Origin of the sequence: Pseudomonas sp. TH31, from assembly GCF_016650815.1 — a bacterium.
Lineage (GTDB): Bacteria > Pseudomonadota > Gammaproteobacteria > Pseudomonadales > Pseudomonadaceae > Aquipseudomonas.
The window spans coordinates 425,075-442,690 of record NZ_JAEKEZ010000014.1 but is presented as its reverse complement, the minus strand read 5'-3'; the positions used below and the strand labels follow the sequence as shown (position 1 = coordinate 442,690).

4 protein-coding genes and 1 pseudogene are annotated in these 17,616 nt (G+C 60.1%); 3 read left to right on the top strand and 2 right to left on the bottom strand.

What is annotated here, in order from left to right:
• Positions 1–194 precede the first annotated feature (194 nt).
• From lapG to JFV26_RS12320, 3 genes are all read left to right on the top strand, one after another.
• Positions 195–887, top strand: a complete 693-nt coding sequence (gene lapG / locus JFV26_RS12330) for a cysteine protease LapG (RefSeq protein ID WP_201192596.1) — start codon at positions 195–197, stop codon at positions 885–887.
• Positions 888–901: 14 nt separating this feature from the next.
• Complete coding sequence (lapD, locus tag JFV26_RS12325; RefSeq protein ID WP_201192594.1) at positions 902–2,848, top strand: cyclic di-GMP receptor LapD; 1,947 nt, start codon at positions 902–904, stop codon at positions 2,846–2,848.
• Between the two features lie 490 nt (positions 2,849–3,338).
• A complete protein-coding gene (locus JFV26_RS12320) occupies positions 3,339–3,611 on the top strand; it encodes a DUF6124 family protein (RefSeq protein ID WP_201192591.1) in 273 nt (90 codons plus the stop codon).
• Positions 3,612–3,727: 116 nt separating this feature from the next.
• Here the strand turns inward: JFV26_RS12320 and JFV26_RS12315 are convergent, their stop codons facing one another.
• Together JFV26_RS12315 and JFV26_RS12310 are read right to left on the bottom strand one after the other, a co-directional pair.
• The gene (locus JFV26_RS12315; RefSeq protein ID WP_109627175.1) at positions 3,728–4,066 is read right to left on the bottom strand and encodes a tryptophan synthase subunit beta; all 339 of its coding nucleotides are present in this window, start codon (positions 4,064–4,066) and stop codon (positions 3,728–3,730) included.
• A gap of 147 nt (positions 4,067–4,213) precedes the next feature.
• Positions 4,214–17,445 (bottom strand): annotated as a pseudogene (locus JFV26_RS12310) (retention module-containing protein).
• Positions 17,446–17,616: the final 171 nt, after the last annotated feature.

The window sequence follows — 17,616 nt, the reverse complement described above, 5'->3', positions numbered from 1 at the left end:
TAGTGACTGCTGTACAGGTTGTCAAACCACGTAAAGGATTGTCTCAAGGCTCGGTCTCGTGCGGACGAATTTTTTCATGACGCCCGCCATACAAAGTTTAGCGTGTCGCGAGTGATTGCACCGTGCCATTGTCTTTTATCGGGCTAACCTTCACCATCAACCGATTCCCACCTGCCTACCCTGGATGCCTCGCATTGGCGGTACGTTTCGCAATCCCCCGGATGTTGCGCTGGTTGTGCTGCGCGCTGCTGCTGGCCGGCGTCATGCTGGGCGGGTTGCATGCCGATTGGGATTTTTCCCTGATCAGCCGTCGTGCCCAGGCCCTATACGGACCATTGGGCGAGGGGCAGCAGCGCATCGATGCCTGGCAGCATTTATTGGCGACCCAGAAACAGGTCGGCGAGCTGGAACAGCTCAAAGTGGTCAACTTGTTCTTCAACAAGCAAATGCGCTACGAGGAAGACATCGACCTGTGGCATCAGGAAGATTACTGGGCAACCCCCATCGAAGCCTTGTGGAAGGGCGCCGGCGACTGCGAAGACTACGCCATCGCCAAGTACTTCAGCCTGCGCCATCTCGGGGTTTCCAGTGACAAGCTGCGCATCACCTACGTCAAGGCGTTGCGCCTGAACCGGGCGCACATGGTGCTGACCTACTATTCGACGCCCGAGGCCATGCCGCTGGTGCTCGACAGCCTGATCAACGAGATCAAGCCGGCCAGCCAGCGAACCGATTTGCTGCCGGTCTACTCTTTCAATGCCGAAGGCTTGTACCTGCCTGGCGCCAAGGGCAACAAGAAAGTCGGTGACACCAAGCGCCTGTCCCGTTGGCAGGATGTGTTGAAAAAAATGCAGGCCGAAGGATTTCCGGTCGAGACGACTAACTAGGAGCACGCGCTTAGATGTCTTTGTTCAAACAGCTGTTGATCGCTATCTGTCTGTTCCTTGTGGTCGCCTTCACCGGCAGCTTCATGGTCAGCCTGGAGAGCTCGCGCACTCAGTACGTCAACCAGTTGCGTTCCCACGCCCAGGACGCAGCCACGGCGCTGGCGCTGTCCCTGACACCGAACATCGACGACCCGGCGATGGTCGAGTTGCTGGTCAGTTCGATTTTCGACAGCGGTTATTACGCGAGCATCCGCGTGGTCGACCTCAAGACCGATCAAACCATCGTCGAGCGCAGCGGCATTCCGGCGGTGAACAACGTGCCGGACTGGTTCGTCAAACTGATCGGTCTCGAAGCCGCTGGTGGTGATGCGCTGGTCAGCCGTGGCTGGGAGCAGGCGGCGCGAGTCGAGGTGGTCAGCCATCCGATGTTTGCCCTGGCCAAGCTTTGGCAGAGCGCATTGGGCAGTCTCGGCTGGTTGCTGATCTGCGGCGCGGTGAGTGCGGTGTTGGGCGCGCTATTGTTGCGCCGGCAATTGAAACCGCTGGACTACATGGTCAAGCAATCCCACGCCATCGCCCGCCGCGAATTCCTCAGCCTGCCGGAACTGCCGCGCACACCGGAACTGCGCCGGGTGGTGCAAGCGATGAACCAGATGGTCGAGAAGCTCAAGGCGCTGTTCCAGGAACAGGCCGAGCGCAGTGAAAAGCTGCGGGTCGAGTCCTATCAGGACAACCTCACGGGCCTGGCCAACCGACGCTATTTCGACATGCAATTGAACACTAGGGTGAGCAACCCGGAGCAGGCCAGTTCCGGTTATCTGCTGCTGTTGCGGGTCAAGGATCTGGCCGGTTTGAACCAGCGTCTGGGTGGTCAGCGCACCGATGATTTGTTGAAAGCAGTGGGCGAGCAGTTGTCCCGCGAATGCGCCAAGTACCCGGAAACCCAGAACCTCGTCACGCGGATTCGCGGTGGTGAATTCGCCGTGCTGGCGCCGGGGCTGGTGCGTGAAGAAGCGCTGCAACTGGCGCAAAACCTCGACAGCGCATTGGCCAGTTTGCATGCGACCGGCGCGACCGACGTGGCGTGCGTGGCATCTATCGGGTTGGCGCCGTTTGTTCATGGCGACTCGCCGCAAGCGGTGCTCGGGCTGGCGGACCAGGCGTTGGCGCAGGCCGAAGGTCAGGGCGAACAGAGCTGGGCGTGTCTGGATCACAGTGATTCGGCCAGTGTTGGCGATGACCATCATGCGTGGCACAAACTGCTTGATGGGGCGTTGAATCAGCAGCGGTTTGAGTTGTACTTCCAGCCGGTCGTCGCAAGTCAGGACACCGCGCTGGTGCTGCATTACAAAGTGCTGTCGCGATTGATCGATGATCAGGGCCAGACCATTCCCGCCGGGCGTTTCCTGCCGTGGCTGGAGCGTTTTGGCTGGACGGCGCGGTTGGATCGGTTGATGTTGGAACTGGTGCTTGGGCAAATGGCCGGGCATGAAGAGTCGCTGGCGCTGAACCTGTCTTCGGCGACGCTGGCGGACCCGAAGGCGCTGAATAAAATTTTTGAAATCCTGCGCCAGCATTCAAACCTGGGCGAGCGGCTGACCCTGGAGATTGGTGAGGAGCAATTGCCCGAGCAAGCGGTGCTGGAGCAGTTGACCCGGCGCTTGCGCGAGCTTGGGTTCTCCCTGAGCCTGCAGCGCTTTGGCGGACGGTTCAGCATGATCGGTAACCTGGCGCGGCTGGGCTTGGCGTATTTGAAGATTGATGGCAGCTACATTCGGGCGATCGATCAGGAAAGTGACAAGCGTTTGTTCATCGAGGCGATTCAGCGGGCGGCGCACAGCATTGACCTGCCGTTGATTGCCGAGCGGGTCGAGACCGAAGGTGAGTTGTCGGTGATTCGCGAGATGGGGTTGTATGGGGTTCAGGGGCAGTTGTTTGGTGAGCCTAAGCCCTGGAAGTAAGGCTTTATAGTTGAGTCGTCAATGAGGCCGTCTTCGCGAGCAAGCCCGCTCCCACATTAGAGCTCAGTCGTTCACACATTATGTGTTCACTGAAGATCAACTGTGGGAGCGGGCTTGCTCGCGAAGGCGTCAGCACAGGCGCCGGAGTATTCGGCTGACGCCACAAGGTCCTAGGAGATTTCCTTCAAGTTGTAGCGGTGTTGGTGAACTTGTTTCGTCCAAAAGCCAAGGCTAGTCTGGCTTTTTCACTGAAAAATCGGTGACACGGACGTGCAAGTCCGGGTAAAAGACGACGCGCAACGCCATGGTTACTTGGCGAGCAAACTGATGCTCGTAGTTTCTGTTATGGCGGCTGTGCGTGGGAGATCTTTCTTTCGGGAACTATCTGCCGGGGTCCGTCTGCCCGGTCTTGCACACTCGCGCACAGCTGCCACCCTATTCGCGTGCAAGCGAACGGTAGTAGCTCCCAATACACAGATGGAGATACAACATGTTCAAGGTAACGCCGAATCCCCCGGAGCCCCGCAAAGGCAAGCTCTTCACCGTCTCCCCCGACGTCGACATTGAAGCCCTGTTGGCCAACGCCTCCGAAGACTCTTTATCCATCAGCGCCATCGCCGCCGACCTCGCAGACGATGTCGATGGCTCACGCCGTTGCGTCGCGTTGGCGCTTAGCCGAATGGCCGATGGGGTTCATTTGTTGGTAGAGCGGGCGCTGGATCACCTTGAATCGCCGCCGATTCAGACTCAGCCCCAGGCTTAGCGCTCACTTAGCATTGTTGGGCGGCGAAAAAGATCGCAGCCTTCGGCAGCTCCTACAGGTACACATTCCCCTGTAGGAGCTGCCGAAGGCTGCGATCTTTTGCTTTTACTGGAGGTTTAGATCAACCCCGTCTCATCATCATCGATCAAATGGCTCAACCCGCCCAGCGCTTCCCGGGCCTGGGTCCGGTCCATCAGTTTGGCTTGTGCGGCGGCCGGCAGGTCGGTGACGCGGATCACGCCTTTGCTGGTCAGCACCTGGATCAAGTCGTCGAGTACCCGGATCATTTCCAGGTCGCTCTGCTTGAGCTGTTTGAGGCTGGTTTCCATCACTTCGTTGGCGTACCAGGCCTGAATCTCGTGATGATCAGCCGGCAGTGTTTCCGTGGCCTCGGCGTAGGCCGCGGCTTCCACGCGCACCAATTGACCTTGCGCATCGCGTTGCACGTAAAACATTGAGCATCCCTCAAAAATGGACCGGCGTCATGCTGTCAGCAGCATAGCCAACGGCATGCGAGTATGCGGTGCGGCGACGCAATCGTCACCGGTGAGATGGACGCAAACGTGACGGCCGCCCCGGAAGGGCGGCCGTTTTACGTTGGATCAGGTGTTGTTGTGGTCGACTTTGATGGTTGGGTCACTGCCGGCAATCAACGAGTGGATGTTGGCGGTGGACCAGTTGTTGCCTTCCAGTTTGATCGTCACGTCCGGTGCCGCCGCCACAGTGTCTGTGGAGTTGAGCTTGCCCGCCGAGCTGACTTGCAGCGACGACACACCATCGACGGTGGTGATCTTCAGGAAGTTGTCGATGGTGCTACCGGTCTCGCCCTGCAGTAAATCACGCAGGTCGATGCGGTCGCCTTCGCTCGCATTGAAGTCCTTGATCACGTCGTTGCCGGTATCGCCGGCCTTCCAGACGAAGGTGTCGGCACCCGCGCCGCCAATCAGGATGTCGTTGCCCGAACCGCCGATCAGCGTGTCATTACCGGTGCCGCCGAGCAGGATGTCATTGCCCTTGCCGCCATCGAGGACGTCGTTGCCGCCCTGGCCGAAGAGAATGTCATTACCTGCGCCGCCGAGCAGCGTGTCGTTGCCGTCATGGGCGCCGGACACGTCGAACGCGGTGTAGTGCTCGGTGATGAACTGGTGCACGTTGCTGGTGGTGACTTTGCTGACGTCCACGCCGGTTTGCTGGGCGACGAACGCCTGCATGGCCTGGTAGCCCTCGCCGGCGATGCCGGTGAAGCTCACCAGGTCGCCGAACAGGATGTCGTTGCCGTCGCCGCCATTGACGGTGTCGGAACCTGGCAGCGTCGCTTCGGTGTGACCGATGATCGAGTTGGCCAGGTCTTTCGGATCGATGTTGGTTTGCGGCGTTTTATCCGTGTCATACGGCTTCAGGTCGCTGAGGCTGACACCGCTGTTGAGGCCGATGGCTTCGACGCTCGACAGATTGCCCAGCAATGCAAAGCTGCTACCCGCGTTGCTGGTGGTGGAGGAGTCGGTGCTGTTACCGCTGCCCGCCAGGCTCGACAACTCGTAGGTGCCGTCGCCCTGAGCGTGAACGGTGCCCAGGTTGCTGGAGCTCGAGCCACCCCACCAGTTGGTGGTTTGCAGTGTCGCGACGCCCGCACTGTTGATGTTCAGAATGTGCGTGCTGTCGATGGTCGTGGAGAACGTATCGCCCGGCTTGTAGTTGCTGGTTTTCACCACGTCATCGAGCTTCACGTTGCCGTACAGCGTCGGGTTGGTCTGCTCGCCGCTCTGGTAGTAGGTCGGCTGGCCGTCAGTGATGAAGTACGTGAGGTTCTTCGCCCCGGTGTTAGCCACCGCATCCGCGCTCTGGAACCAGTTGGCTGTGGTTTTGAACACATCCTCGTAGTTGGTGCCGCCGCCGGACGACATCGAGTCCAGGACTGTCTTGAGGGTCGCCAGCGCATTTGGATCGTTCAGGTTGACCGACACCGACTTGTTGACCTGGGTATCGAAGTCCACCAGGAAGATGTTCACGGTGCCCGAGTTGCCGCCCATGCTCAGCTTCAGGGTGTTGAACACCGAGGTCAGCGAGTCCTTGGCCGAACTGATCGACGACGCGCTCATGCTGCCTGAACTGTCGACCATGAAGGCGATGTTGTAGTTAGTACCCGGCACCACGGTCAGGCCGCCGATGTCGGCGATCATGATGTCGTTGCCGTCGGTGCCGGTGATGGTGTCACTGGCTGCCGTGGCGGTAATCGCGTTGTACGTCGCCGGGTAAACGGTGACCGGGATCTGCGCCGTGGTGATGGCAGAACTACCCAGTGCCTCGGTGGAGGTCGAGGTCACGGTCAGGTTGAACTGGCCGTTGAAGTAGGTTGGCGGGGTGACGGTCAGCGTGCCGAGGTTCCAGCCAGTGACGTTGGCTTCGCCGGCGGTGGCGGTGGCGGTGAAGGTGTGACCGGCGCCATCGGTGAGGACCGAGCCTGCCGGGATACCGCTGATTTTCACGCTCAGGCTTTCGGAACCGTCGGTGTCGGTCAGTGCAGTATTGATCGCGCTCAGGTGAACATTGGTGCCTTCGAAACCGGTGTTGAGTTTGTAGCCGTCGTAATAGCCTTCGCCATTGGTGCCGTGCAGGTCGGAAACCGTCACGCCAGCCGCCGCCAGATCCGCCACGCCGGTGTACAGCGGCACGCCGGCACTGCTCAGGTCGATGGCGGTGGCGCCATTGACCGACAGATTGACGTCATAGCTGCCGGGCCGCTCTGGTTGTGATGGTAGATGTCCAGGGTGTAGTAGCCGCTGGTGGTCGGGGTGAACGAACCGTTCAACTGACCGCCCGCGCCCCACGTGGTGGCCGCGACGGTTTTGCCGCCGATAGTTACCAACAGGCTGTCATCGCCGGTACCGGTGAAGGTGTAGGTTTTGCCGGCTTCGAGGTAGATCAGGCCGAAGGTTTTCGACGCCGTACCAGCGGCCACGCTGCCATCGGACTGCACGTTAGTGACGTTGCCGATGGTATTCGGCGTACCGGCAGCGTCGATCACCGATTTGAGCGTGGCGGTTGGCGCCCCGCTGCCATCGGTACCGAGGCCCGACAGACCGGTCCAGACGTCCTTGACCAGCCCGGTGGATTTGACGCTGTTGTCTGCAATGCTCAACGACGGCGCATCGGCCACAGGCGTGATGTCAATTGTCACCGTACCGGTATTACCCAGGGCCTGGCCGTCGGTCGGCTGGAACTTGATCTGCGCGTAGTCCGCCTGATTGTTGCCCAGGCCGGTGCCGCCGTAGCCGTTGGTGCCGGATTCGTTGGCATCCGGGGTGAAGCGCAGCTTGCCAGCGTCGATGTCGGCCTTGGTGACGGTCTGGTTGGTCGTGACGTCGGTCCAGGTCGAGCCGTTCAAGTACTGCAATTTGCCGTCGCCCGGCAGGCCGGTGATTTTCACACCCAGGCTCGCGGCGGGACTGTCGACATCGCTGACGCCGAAGGTCGACCAGCCGAGGATCAGCGGGGTGTCTTCGGTGCCGGTGACGTTAACCGGTGCAGCCGTTGGCGCGTCGTTCACGGCCACCACGTTGACGGTGGTGGTCGCGACATTCGAGTAATTGCCGCCATCGGTCACGGTCACGGTGATAATCCGTGGCACGGTGCTTGGGTCGTGGCTGCTGTTGGTGAAGCTGATGTTCTTGATCTGCTGCATGTAGTCAGCGAGCGTCGCATTGCCCGACAGGGTCAGCGTGACAGTGCCATTGGTGCTGTTGGCATTGATGGTGATGCCATTGACGCTGTTGCCCAGGTTCAGCGCATCGCCGTCCTGACGGTTGGTCAGCACAATAGTGGCGCTGGTCAGCATGGTGCTGTCCGGGTCAGTGATTTTCAGGTCGGTGTCGGCAATCGACACACCCTGGCCAGTGGTGCCTTCGGTGAACGTCACCTTGTAATCGGCACCGGTGGCGCCGCTGGAGTTGTTGGCATCGAGGTCGATGACCGGCGGCGCATCGTTGTCGATAATCGTCGTGCTGATGCTGCCGTTGGTGGCGCTGACTGCCAGGCTCTCGAAGTTGCCGCCCGTAGCCGAGTCAATCTTGACCACGAAGTTTTCAGTATTTTCGGTGATCTTGTCGTCAATGGTCGCGACGTTGAAAGTGGCCGTGCTGGCACCGGCCGGGATCTTCACGGTGTATACGCCGGTGAAGTCCGAACCGTCGGTGGCAGTGCCGCTGTAGACGATTTTCAGCGTCACGTCGGTTTGCGCCGGGTGCGTCAGGCTGACCGTGTAGCTGGCGGTCTGACCTTCAGTCACCGAGGTGCTGCCGGTGATGCTGACTTCGGTTTTATCGATGGTATCGGTGACGTTGGTCACGGCAGGCGTGTTGCTGGTGGCCAGGTTCTCGAAGTTACCACCGGTGGCATTGGTGATCGTGGTGCTGACCTTGCCGGCGTCGATGTAAACGTCATCGGCCGGTGCCGCGATGGTCACGGTGCCCGTGGTTTTGCCGGCGTCGATGGTGATCACCGAGCCGTTGCTCAGAGTCACGGTGACCGGGGTGCCAGCGGCGTTGGTCAGGGTGGCGGTGTAGGTGATCTGGCCACCTTCAGCGACGGTGTTGGTTGCGGTCAACGACAGGTTGGTGGTGTCGATGGTGTCGGTCACGGTGGTGCTGACCGGGGTTTTGTCGGCGACCAGGTTTTCGTAGTTGCCACCGCTCACACCAGTGATCGAGTTGGTCAATGGAGCGTGACCGTTGAGCGCGTCGTTCGGTGCAATCGAGGTGACGGTGCCAGTGGTTTTACCGATGTCGATCGTGATGTTCTGACCATTGGCCAGCGCCACGGTGACCGCGGAGCCAGTCACTGGCTGGCCGACGGTTGCGGTGTAGGTGACGGTGCCACCTTCAGCCGCCGATGGATCAGCCTTCAAGGTAACGGTCGAGGTGTCGATGGTGTCGGTGACGTTGGTCACGGCCGCAGCCGGATTGGTCACCAGGTTCTCGAAGTTACCGCCAGTGGCACCTTTGATGGTGGCCTGGACGGTGCCGGCGTCTTTGTACACGTCATCGGCTGGCGCCGGGACGGTGACGGTGCCCGTGGTTTTGCCGGCGTCGATGGTGATCACCGAGCCGTTGCTCAGCGTGACGGTCACGGGTGTGCCAGCCGCGTTGGTCAGAGTGGCGGTGTAAACGATCTGGCCACCTTCGGCCACCGAGTTGGTTGCGGTCAACGACAGGTTGGTGGTGTCGATGGTGTCAGTGACGTTAGTCGAAACCGGGGTTTTGTCGGCGACCAGGTTTTCGTAATTGCCGCCGCTCACACCAGTGATCGAGTTGGTCAGTGGCGCATGACCATTAAGAGCGTCGTTCGGTGCAACGGCAGTGACGGTGCCGCTGGTTTTGCCGATGTCGATCGTAATGGTCTGGCTGTTGGCCAAGGTCACGATGACCGCGCTGCCAGTCACTGGTTGGCCGACTGTGGCGGTGTAAGTGACGGTGCCACCTTCAACTGCCGATGGATCAGCCTTCAGGGTGACGGTCGAGGTGTCGATGGTGTCGGTGACGTTGGTCACGGCCGCAGCCGTGCTCGGTACGAGGCTTTCGAAATTGCCGCCGGTCGCGGTGGTAATTGTGGCGCTGACCTTGCCGGCGTCGAGGTAGACGTCGTCTTTTGGTGCATCGACCGTCACGGTTCCCGTGGTTTTGCCAGCGTCAATGGTGATAACAGAGCCGTTGCTCAGCGTGACGGTCACGGGTGTGCCGGCCGCGTTGGTCAGTGTCGCGGTGTAAACGATCTGACCACCTTCGGCCACCGAGTTGGTTGCGGTCAACGACAGGTTGGTGGTGTCGATGGTGTCAGTGACGTTAGTCGAAACCGGGGTTTTGTCGGCGACCAGGTTTTCGTAATTGCCGCCGCTCACACCAGTGATCGAGTTGGTCAGTGGCGCATGACCATTAAGAGCGTCGTTCGGTGCAACGGCAGTGACGGTGCCGCTGGTTTTGCCGATGTCGATCGTAATGGTCTGGCTGTTGGCCAAGGTCACGATGACCGCGCTGCCAGTCACTGGTTGGCCGACTGTGGCGGTGTAAGTGACGGTGCCACCTTCAACTGCCGATGGATCAGCCTTCAGGGTGACGGTCGAGGTGTCGATGGTGTCGGTGACGTTGGTCACGGCCGCAGCCGTGCTCGGTACGAGGCTTTCGAAATTGCCGCCGGTCGCGGTGGTAATTGTGGCGCTGACCTTGCCGGCGTCGAGGTAGACGTCGTCTTTTGGTGCATCGACCGTCACGGTTCCCGTGGTTTTGCCAGCGTCAATGGTGATCACCGAGCCATTGCTCAAGGTGACAGTCACTGGCGTGCCGGCCGCGTTAGTCAGGGTCGCGGTGTAAACGATCTGGCCACCTTCGGCCACCGAGTTGGTTGCGGTCAACGACAGGTTGGTCGTGTCGATGGTGTCAGTGACGTTAGTCGAAACCGGGGTTTTGTCGGCGACCAGGTTTTCGTAATTGCCGCCGCTCACACCAGTGATCGAGTTGGTCAGTGGTGCATGACCATTGAGAGCGTCGTTCGGTGCAACAGCGTTAACGGTGCCGCTGGTTTTACCGATGTCGATGGTGATTGTCTGGCCGTTGGCCAAAGTCACGGTGACCGGGCTGCCAGTCACTGGCTGGCCGACTGTCGCGGTGTAGGTGACAGTGCCACCTTCAGCCGCGGACGGATCAGCCTTCAGAGTAACGGTCGAGGTGTCGATGGTATCGGTGACGTTGGTCACGGCCGCAGCCGGATTGGTCACCAGGTTCTCAAAGTTGCCGCCAGCGGCATCTTTGACAGTGACTTCAACTTTGCCGGCGTCTTTATAGACGTCATCGGCTGGAGCGGCGACGGTCACGGAACCGGTAGTTTTGCCGGCGTCGATAGTGATCACCGAGCCATTGCTCAGTGTGACGGTCACTGGTGTGCCAGCCGCGTTGGTCAGCGTCGCGGTGTAAACAATCGAACCGCCTTCAGCCACGGTATCCGTCGCGCTCAGGCTGAGGGTTGTAGTGTCTACGGTGTCAGTGACGTTAGTCGAAACCGGGGTTTTGTCAGCGACCAGGTTTTCGTAGTTGCCGCCGCTGACACCAGTAATCGAGTTGGTCAGTGGCGCATGCCCGTTCAACGCGTCGTTCGGTGCAACAGCGTTAACGGTGCCGCTGGTTTTACCGATGTCGATGGTGATGGTCTGGCCGTTGGCCAAGGTCACGGTCACTGGCGAACCTGTCACAGGCTGCCCAACCGTCGCGGTGTAAGTGACGGTGCCACCTTCAGCCGCGGATGGATCAGCCTTCAGGGTGACGGTCGAGGTATCGATGGTATCGGTAACGTTGGTCACGGCCGCAGCCGTGCTCGGTACGAGGCTTTCGAAATTGCCGCCGGTCGCGGTGGTAATTGTGGCGCTGACCTTGCCGGCGTCGAGGTAGACGTCGTCTTTTGGTGCATCGACCGTCACGGTGCCCGTGGTTTTGCCGGCATCAATGGTGATCACCGAGCCATTGCTCAAGGTGACAGTCACTGGCGTGCCGGCCGCGTTAGTCAGGGTCGCGGTGTAAACGATCTGGCCACCTTCGGCCACCGAGTTGGTTGCGGTCAGCGACAGGTTGGTCGTGTCGATGGTGTCAGTGACGTTAGTCGAAACCGGGGTTTTATCGGCGACCAGATTTTCGTAGTTGCCGCCGCTCACACCAGTGATCGAGTTGGTCAGTGGCGCATGACCATTAAGAGCGTCGTTCGGTGCAACGGCAGTGACGGTGCCGCTGGTTTTGCCGATGTCGATCGTAATGGTCTGGCCGTTGGCCAACGATACGGTGACTGGCGAGCCCGTTACTGGCTGGCCAACCGTCGCGGTGTAAGTGACGGTGCCACCTTCAGCCGCGGATGGATCAGCCTTCAAGGTGACGGTCGAGGTATCGATGGTATCGGTAACGTTGGTCACGGCCGCAGCCGTGCTCGGTACGAGGCTTTCGAAATTGCCGCCGGTCGCGGTGGTAATTGTGGCGCTGACCTTGCCGGCGTCGAGGTAGACGTCGTCTTTTGGTGCATCGACCGTCACTGTGCCCGTGGTTTTGCCGGCATCAATGGTGATCACCGAGCCATTGCTCAAGGTGACAGTCACTGGCGTGCCGGCCGCGTTGGTCAGAGTGGCGGTGTAAACGATCTGGCCACCTTCGGCGACCGAGTCAGTCGCGCCAAGGCTCAGCGTGGTGGTATCAACCGTGTCGGTCACAATGGTGCTGACTGGAGTTTTGTCGGCGACCAGGTTTTCGTAGTTGCCGCCGCTCACACCGGTGATCGAGTTGGTCAGTGGTGCATGACCATTGAGAGCGTCGTTCGGTGCAACGGCAGTGACGGTGCCGCTGGTTTTGCCGATGTCGATCGTAATGGTCTGGCCGTTGGCCAAAGTCACGGTGACCGGGCTGCCAGTCACTGGCTGGCCGACTGTCGCGGTGTAGGTGACAGTGCCACCTTCAGCCGCGGACGGATCAGCCTTCAGGGTGACGGTCGAGGTGTCGATGGTATCGGTGACGTTGGTCACGGCCGCAGCCGTGCTCGGTACGAGGCTTTCGAAATTGCCGCCGGTCGCGGTGGTAATTGTGGCGCTGACCTTGCCGGCGTCGAGGTAGACGTCGTCTTTTGGTGCATCGACCGTCACTGTGCCCGTGGTTTTGCCGGCATCAATGGTGATCACCGAGCCATTGCTCAAGGTGACAGTCACTGGCGTGCCGGCCGCGTTGGTCAGAGTGGCGGTGTAAACGATCTGGCCACCTTCGGCCACCGAGTTGGTTGCGGTCAACGACAGGTTGGTGGTGTCGATGGTGTCAGTGACGTTAGTCGAAACCGGGGTTTTATCGGCGACCAGATTTTCGTAGTTGCCGCCGCTCACACCAGTGATCGAGTTGGTCAGTGGTGCATGACCATTCAACGCGTCGTTCGGTGCAATTGCGGTGACGGTGCCAGTGGTTTTGCCGATGTCGATGGTGATTGTCTGGCCGTTGGCCAAAGTCACGGTGACCGGGCTGCCAGTCACTGGCTGGCCGACTGTCGCGGTGTAGGTGACAGTGCCACCTTCAGCCGCGGACGGATCAGCCTTCAGGGTGACGGTCGAGGTGTCGATGGTATCGGTGACGTTGGTCACGGCCGCAGCCGGACTGGTCACCAGGTTCTCAAAGTTGCCGCCAGCGGCATCTTTGACAGTGACTTCAACTTTGCCGGCGTCTTTATAGACGTCATCAGCTGGCGCTGGGACGGTGACGGTGCCCGTGGTTTTGCCCGCATCGATGGTGATCACCGAGCCGTTCGACAAGGTCACGGTTACCGGGGTGCCAGCCGCGTTGGTCAGGGTGGCGGTGTAAATGATCGAACCGCCCTCAGCCACGGTATCAGTCGCGCTCAGGCTGAGGGTCGTGGTGTCTACGGTGTCAGTGACGTTAGTCGAAACCGGGGTTTTATCGGCGACCAGATTTTCGTAGTTGCCGCCGCTCACACCAGTGATCGAGTTGGTCAGTGGTGCATGACCATTCAACGCGTCGTTCGGTGCAATTGCGGTGACGGTGCCAGTGGTTTTGCCGATGTCGATGGTGATGTTTTGGCCATTGGCCAAAGTCACGGTCACTGGCGAACCTGTCACAGGCTGCCCAACCGTCGCGGTATAGGTGACAGTGCCACCTTCAGCGGCGGATGGATCAGCCTTCAGGGTGACGGTCGAGGTGTCGATGGTATCGGTGACGTTGGTCACGGCCGCAGCCGGATTGGTCACCAGATTCTCAAAGTTACCGCCCGTGGCATCTTTAACGGTGACTTCAACTTTGCCGGCATCTTTGTAAACGTCATCGGCCGGAGCGGCGACGGTGACGGTGCCCGTGGTTTTGCCGGCATCAATGGTGATCACCGAGCCGTTACTCAAGGTGACAGTCACTGGTGTGCCGGCCGCGTTGGTCAGCGTCGCGGTGTAAACGATCTGGCCACCTTCAGCGACCGAGTCAGTCGCGCCAAGGCTCAGCGTGGTGGTATCAACCGTGTCGGTCACAATGGTGCTGACTGGAGTTTTGTCGGCGACCAGGTTTTCGTAGTTGCCGCCGCTCACACCGGTGATCGAGTTGGTCAACGGCGTATGACCATTAAGAGCGTCGTTCGGTGCAACAGCGTTAACGGTGCCGCTGGTTTTACCGATGTCGATGGTGATGGTCTGGCCGTTGGCCAAAGTCACGGTCACTGGCGAACCTGTCACTGGCTGCCCGACGGTCGCGGTGTAGGTGACGGTGCCACCTTCCGCCGCGGATGGATCAGCCTTCAGGGTGACGGTCGAGGTGTCGATGGTATCGGTGACGTTGGTCACGGCCGCAGCCGGATTGGTCACCAGGTTCTCAAAGTTGCCGCCAGCGGCATCTTTGACAGTGACTTCAACTTTGCCGGCGTCTTTATAGACGTCATCGGCTGGAGCGGCGACGGTCACGGAACCGGTAGTTTTGCCGGCGTCGATAGTGATCACCGAGCCATTGCTCAAGGTGACAGTCACTGGCGTGCCAGCCGCATTGGTCAGCGTCGCGGTGTAAACGATCTGGCCACCTTCGGCGACCGAGTCAGTCGCGCCAAGGTTTAGCGTGGTGGTATCAACCGTGTCGGTCACAGTGGTGCTGACTGGGGTTTTGTCAGCGACCAGATTTTCGTAGTTACCGCCGCTTACACCAGTAATCGAGTTGGTCAGTGGCGCATGACCATTCAACGCGTCGTTTGGCGCGAGGGTGGTCACGGTACCGGTGGTTTTACCAATATCGATGGTGATGTTTTGGCCGTTGGCCAAAGTCACGGTGACCGGGCTGCCTGTCACAGGCTGGCCAACCGACGCGGTGTAGGTGACGGTGCCGCCTTCAGCCGCGGATGGATCAGCCTTCAGGGTGACGGTCGAGGTGTCGATGGTATCGGTGACGTTGGTCACGGCCGCAGCCGGATTGGTCACCAGGTTCTCAAAATTGCCGCCAGCGGCATCTTTGACGGTGACTTCAACTTTGCCGGCATCTTTGTACACGTCATCGGCCGGGGCCGCGACGGTCACGGAACCGGTAGTTTTGCCAGCGTCGATGGTGATCACCGAGCCGTTGCTCAGCGTGACGGTCACTGGTGTGCCAGCCGCGTTGGTCAGAGTGGCGGTGTAAACGATCTGGCCACCTTCGGCGACCGAGTCAGTCGCGCCAAGGCTCAGCGTGGTGGTATCAACCGTGTCGGTCACAGTGGTGCTGACTGGGGTTTTGTCAGCAACCAGGTTTTCGTAGTTACCGCCGCTCACACCAGTGATCGAGTTGGTCAGTGGTGCATGACCATTGAGAGCGTCGTTCGGTGCAACAGCGTTAACGGTGCCGCTGGTTTTACCGATGTCGATGGTGATTGTCTGGCCGTTGGCCAAAGTCACGGTGACCGGGCTGCCAGTCACTGGCTGGCCGACTGTCGCGGTGTAAGTGACGGTGCCGCCTTCAGCCGCCGATGGATCAGCCTTCAGAGTAACGGTCGAGGTGTCGATGGTATCGGTGACGTTGGTCACGGCCGCAGCCGGATTGGTCACCAGATTCTCAAAGTTACCGCCCGTGGCATCTTTAACGGTGACTTCAACTTTGCCGGCATCTTTATAGACGTCATCAGCTGGCGCTGGGACGGTGACGGTGCCCGTGGTTTTGCCCGCATCGATGGTGATCACCGATCCGTTCGACAAGGTCACGGTTACCGGGGTGCCAGCCGCGTTGGTCAGCGTCGCGGTGTAAACAATCGAACCGCCTTCAGCCACGGTATCCGTCGCGCTCAGGCTCAGGCCTGTGGTGTCTTTCGAGTCGGTGATGGTCGTCAGCGCCGGCTCAGTGCTCGGGGTCAGTTGCTCGAAATTACCGCCGGTAGTACCGGTGATCGTGGTGCTGACGGTGCTGCCATTGTTGTAGACGTCGTTCGGCGGGGTATCGACGGTGACGCTGCCGGTAGTTTTGCCCGCTTCGATGGTAATGACCGAGCCATTGCTCAAGGTCACGGTCATCGGCGTGCCGGCCGGGTTGGTCAGGGTTGCGGTGTAAATAATCTGGCCGCCTTCAACGACAGTGCCGGTCGCGGTGAGGCTCAGGCCAGTGTTGTCGAACGAGTCGGTGATGGTCGTCACGGCCGGAGCCGGGTTCGGGGTCAACTGTTCGAAGTTGCCGCCAGTAGCGCCGGTAATCGTGGTGCTGACGGTACTGCCGTTCTGATAGACGTCATTGGCCGGGGTATCGACGTGCACCGAGCCGGTGGTTTTACCGGCTTCAATAGTGATGGTCGAACCGTTGGATAGCGTCACGGTCACTGGCGTTTGCGCCGCGTTGGTCAAGGTGGCGGTATAAGTGATCTGGCCGCCTTCGGTGACCGTCGAGCCTGCTGTCAGCGTAACGGTAGTGGTGTCCACCGAATCAGTGATGGTCGTTACGGCCGGAGCCGGGCTCGGGGTCAGCTGTTCGAAGTTGCCGCCCGTTGCGCCAGTGATCGTGGTGCTGACAGTGCTGCCATTCTGATAGACGTCATTGGCCGGGGTATCGACGTGCACCGAGCCGGTGGTTTTACCGGCTTCAATAGTGATGGTCGAACCGTTGGACAGCGTCACGGTCACTGGCGTCTGGGCCGGATTGGTCAGGGTGGCGGTGTAGGTGATCTGGCCGCCTTCGGTAACGCTACCCGTCGCTGTCAGGGTGAGCCCGGTGTTGTCGACAGAGTCGGTAATGGTCGTGACCGCCGGGGCCGGGTTCGGCGCCAGGTTCTCGAAATTGCCGCCCGTAGTGCCGGTGATCGTGGTGCTGACGGTGCTGCCATTGTTATAGACGTCATTGGCTGGCGTCGGAACGTTCACGGTGCCAGTGGTTTTACCGGCGTCGATGGTGATGGTCGAACCGTTGGACAGCGTCACGGTAACCGGGGTCTGAGCCGGACTGGTCAGTGTTGCGGTGTAGGTGATTTGCCCGCCTTCAGTGACGCTGCCACCCGCCGTCAAGGTGACGGTCGTGGTGTCGATAGTGTCGGTGACCTGCGTCACGGCCGGCACAGTCGGCGGGATGACGAGGATGCCGGCACCACCGGTGGTGCCAGTGACGGTAACGTTGATCTGAGTCGCGTCGTTATAGACGGTGTCGTGCGGTGCCAGTGTCACGTTGACGGTGCCGGTGGTCTGGCCGGCCTGAATCACGATCACCGAGCCGTTGGACAGGGAGATGGTCAGGTCGCTGGTCGGTGCCTGGGTCAGGGTTGCGGTGTAAACCAGTACGCCACCGGCTTCGGTGATGGTCGGCGTGGCGCTCAGGCTCAGGGTCGAGGCGTTAACGACGGTGGCGTTGTTGGTGGTCTGGGCACCGACGGTGTTTTGTGTGGCCAGCGCGGCAGAGCCGATGCCCGCGGTCGGGAAACCAATGGTCGGGTCTACCCGGCCAGCGGTTGCATCCAATACCACGAAACTGTGACCGCCACCGGCTGCTCCGCCCGTACCTGCTGCTGCCGGGCCGGCTGCAGTGGCTTCAAGATCGGTGGTCGGGTCGGCGCCGGCAACGATGGCTTGTTGCAGTTCTTCAACCGATGGCGCGGCTTGTGCAGTGGCCTGTGCGAGGTCGGTGGTGGAATCCGGTGCGCTGCCACTCCACTGAGTGTCGCGGCCCAGGTCCAGGGTCCGGCCATCGGCCAATTCGAGCGTGACGGCACCAGCGGCACCGGTGTCTAACTGATCGCCGACAAACAGACGGTCGCCTTCAACGAGCACGCGGCGGACGCCCTCTGGGGACACCGCGAAAACCTGACCAACAATGCTTTTGACGATGGCAACAACACTGCTCATTGAAGACTCTCCGGGTGTCACGTTCAGTTGACTTCCATGGACCTGATGGCGAACTCGCCAAAGCAGTCTGGACGTACTTTTTAAAAATTAACGCACAAGCTTGACGCTACGATTCGTCAATAATTTGGCTATGTTCTTTAGCTATTAAGTTTATGCCAAACTATTGACCTT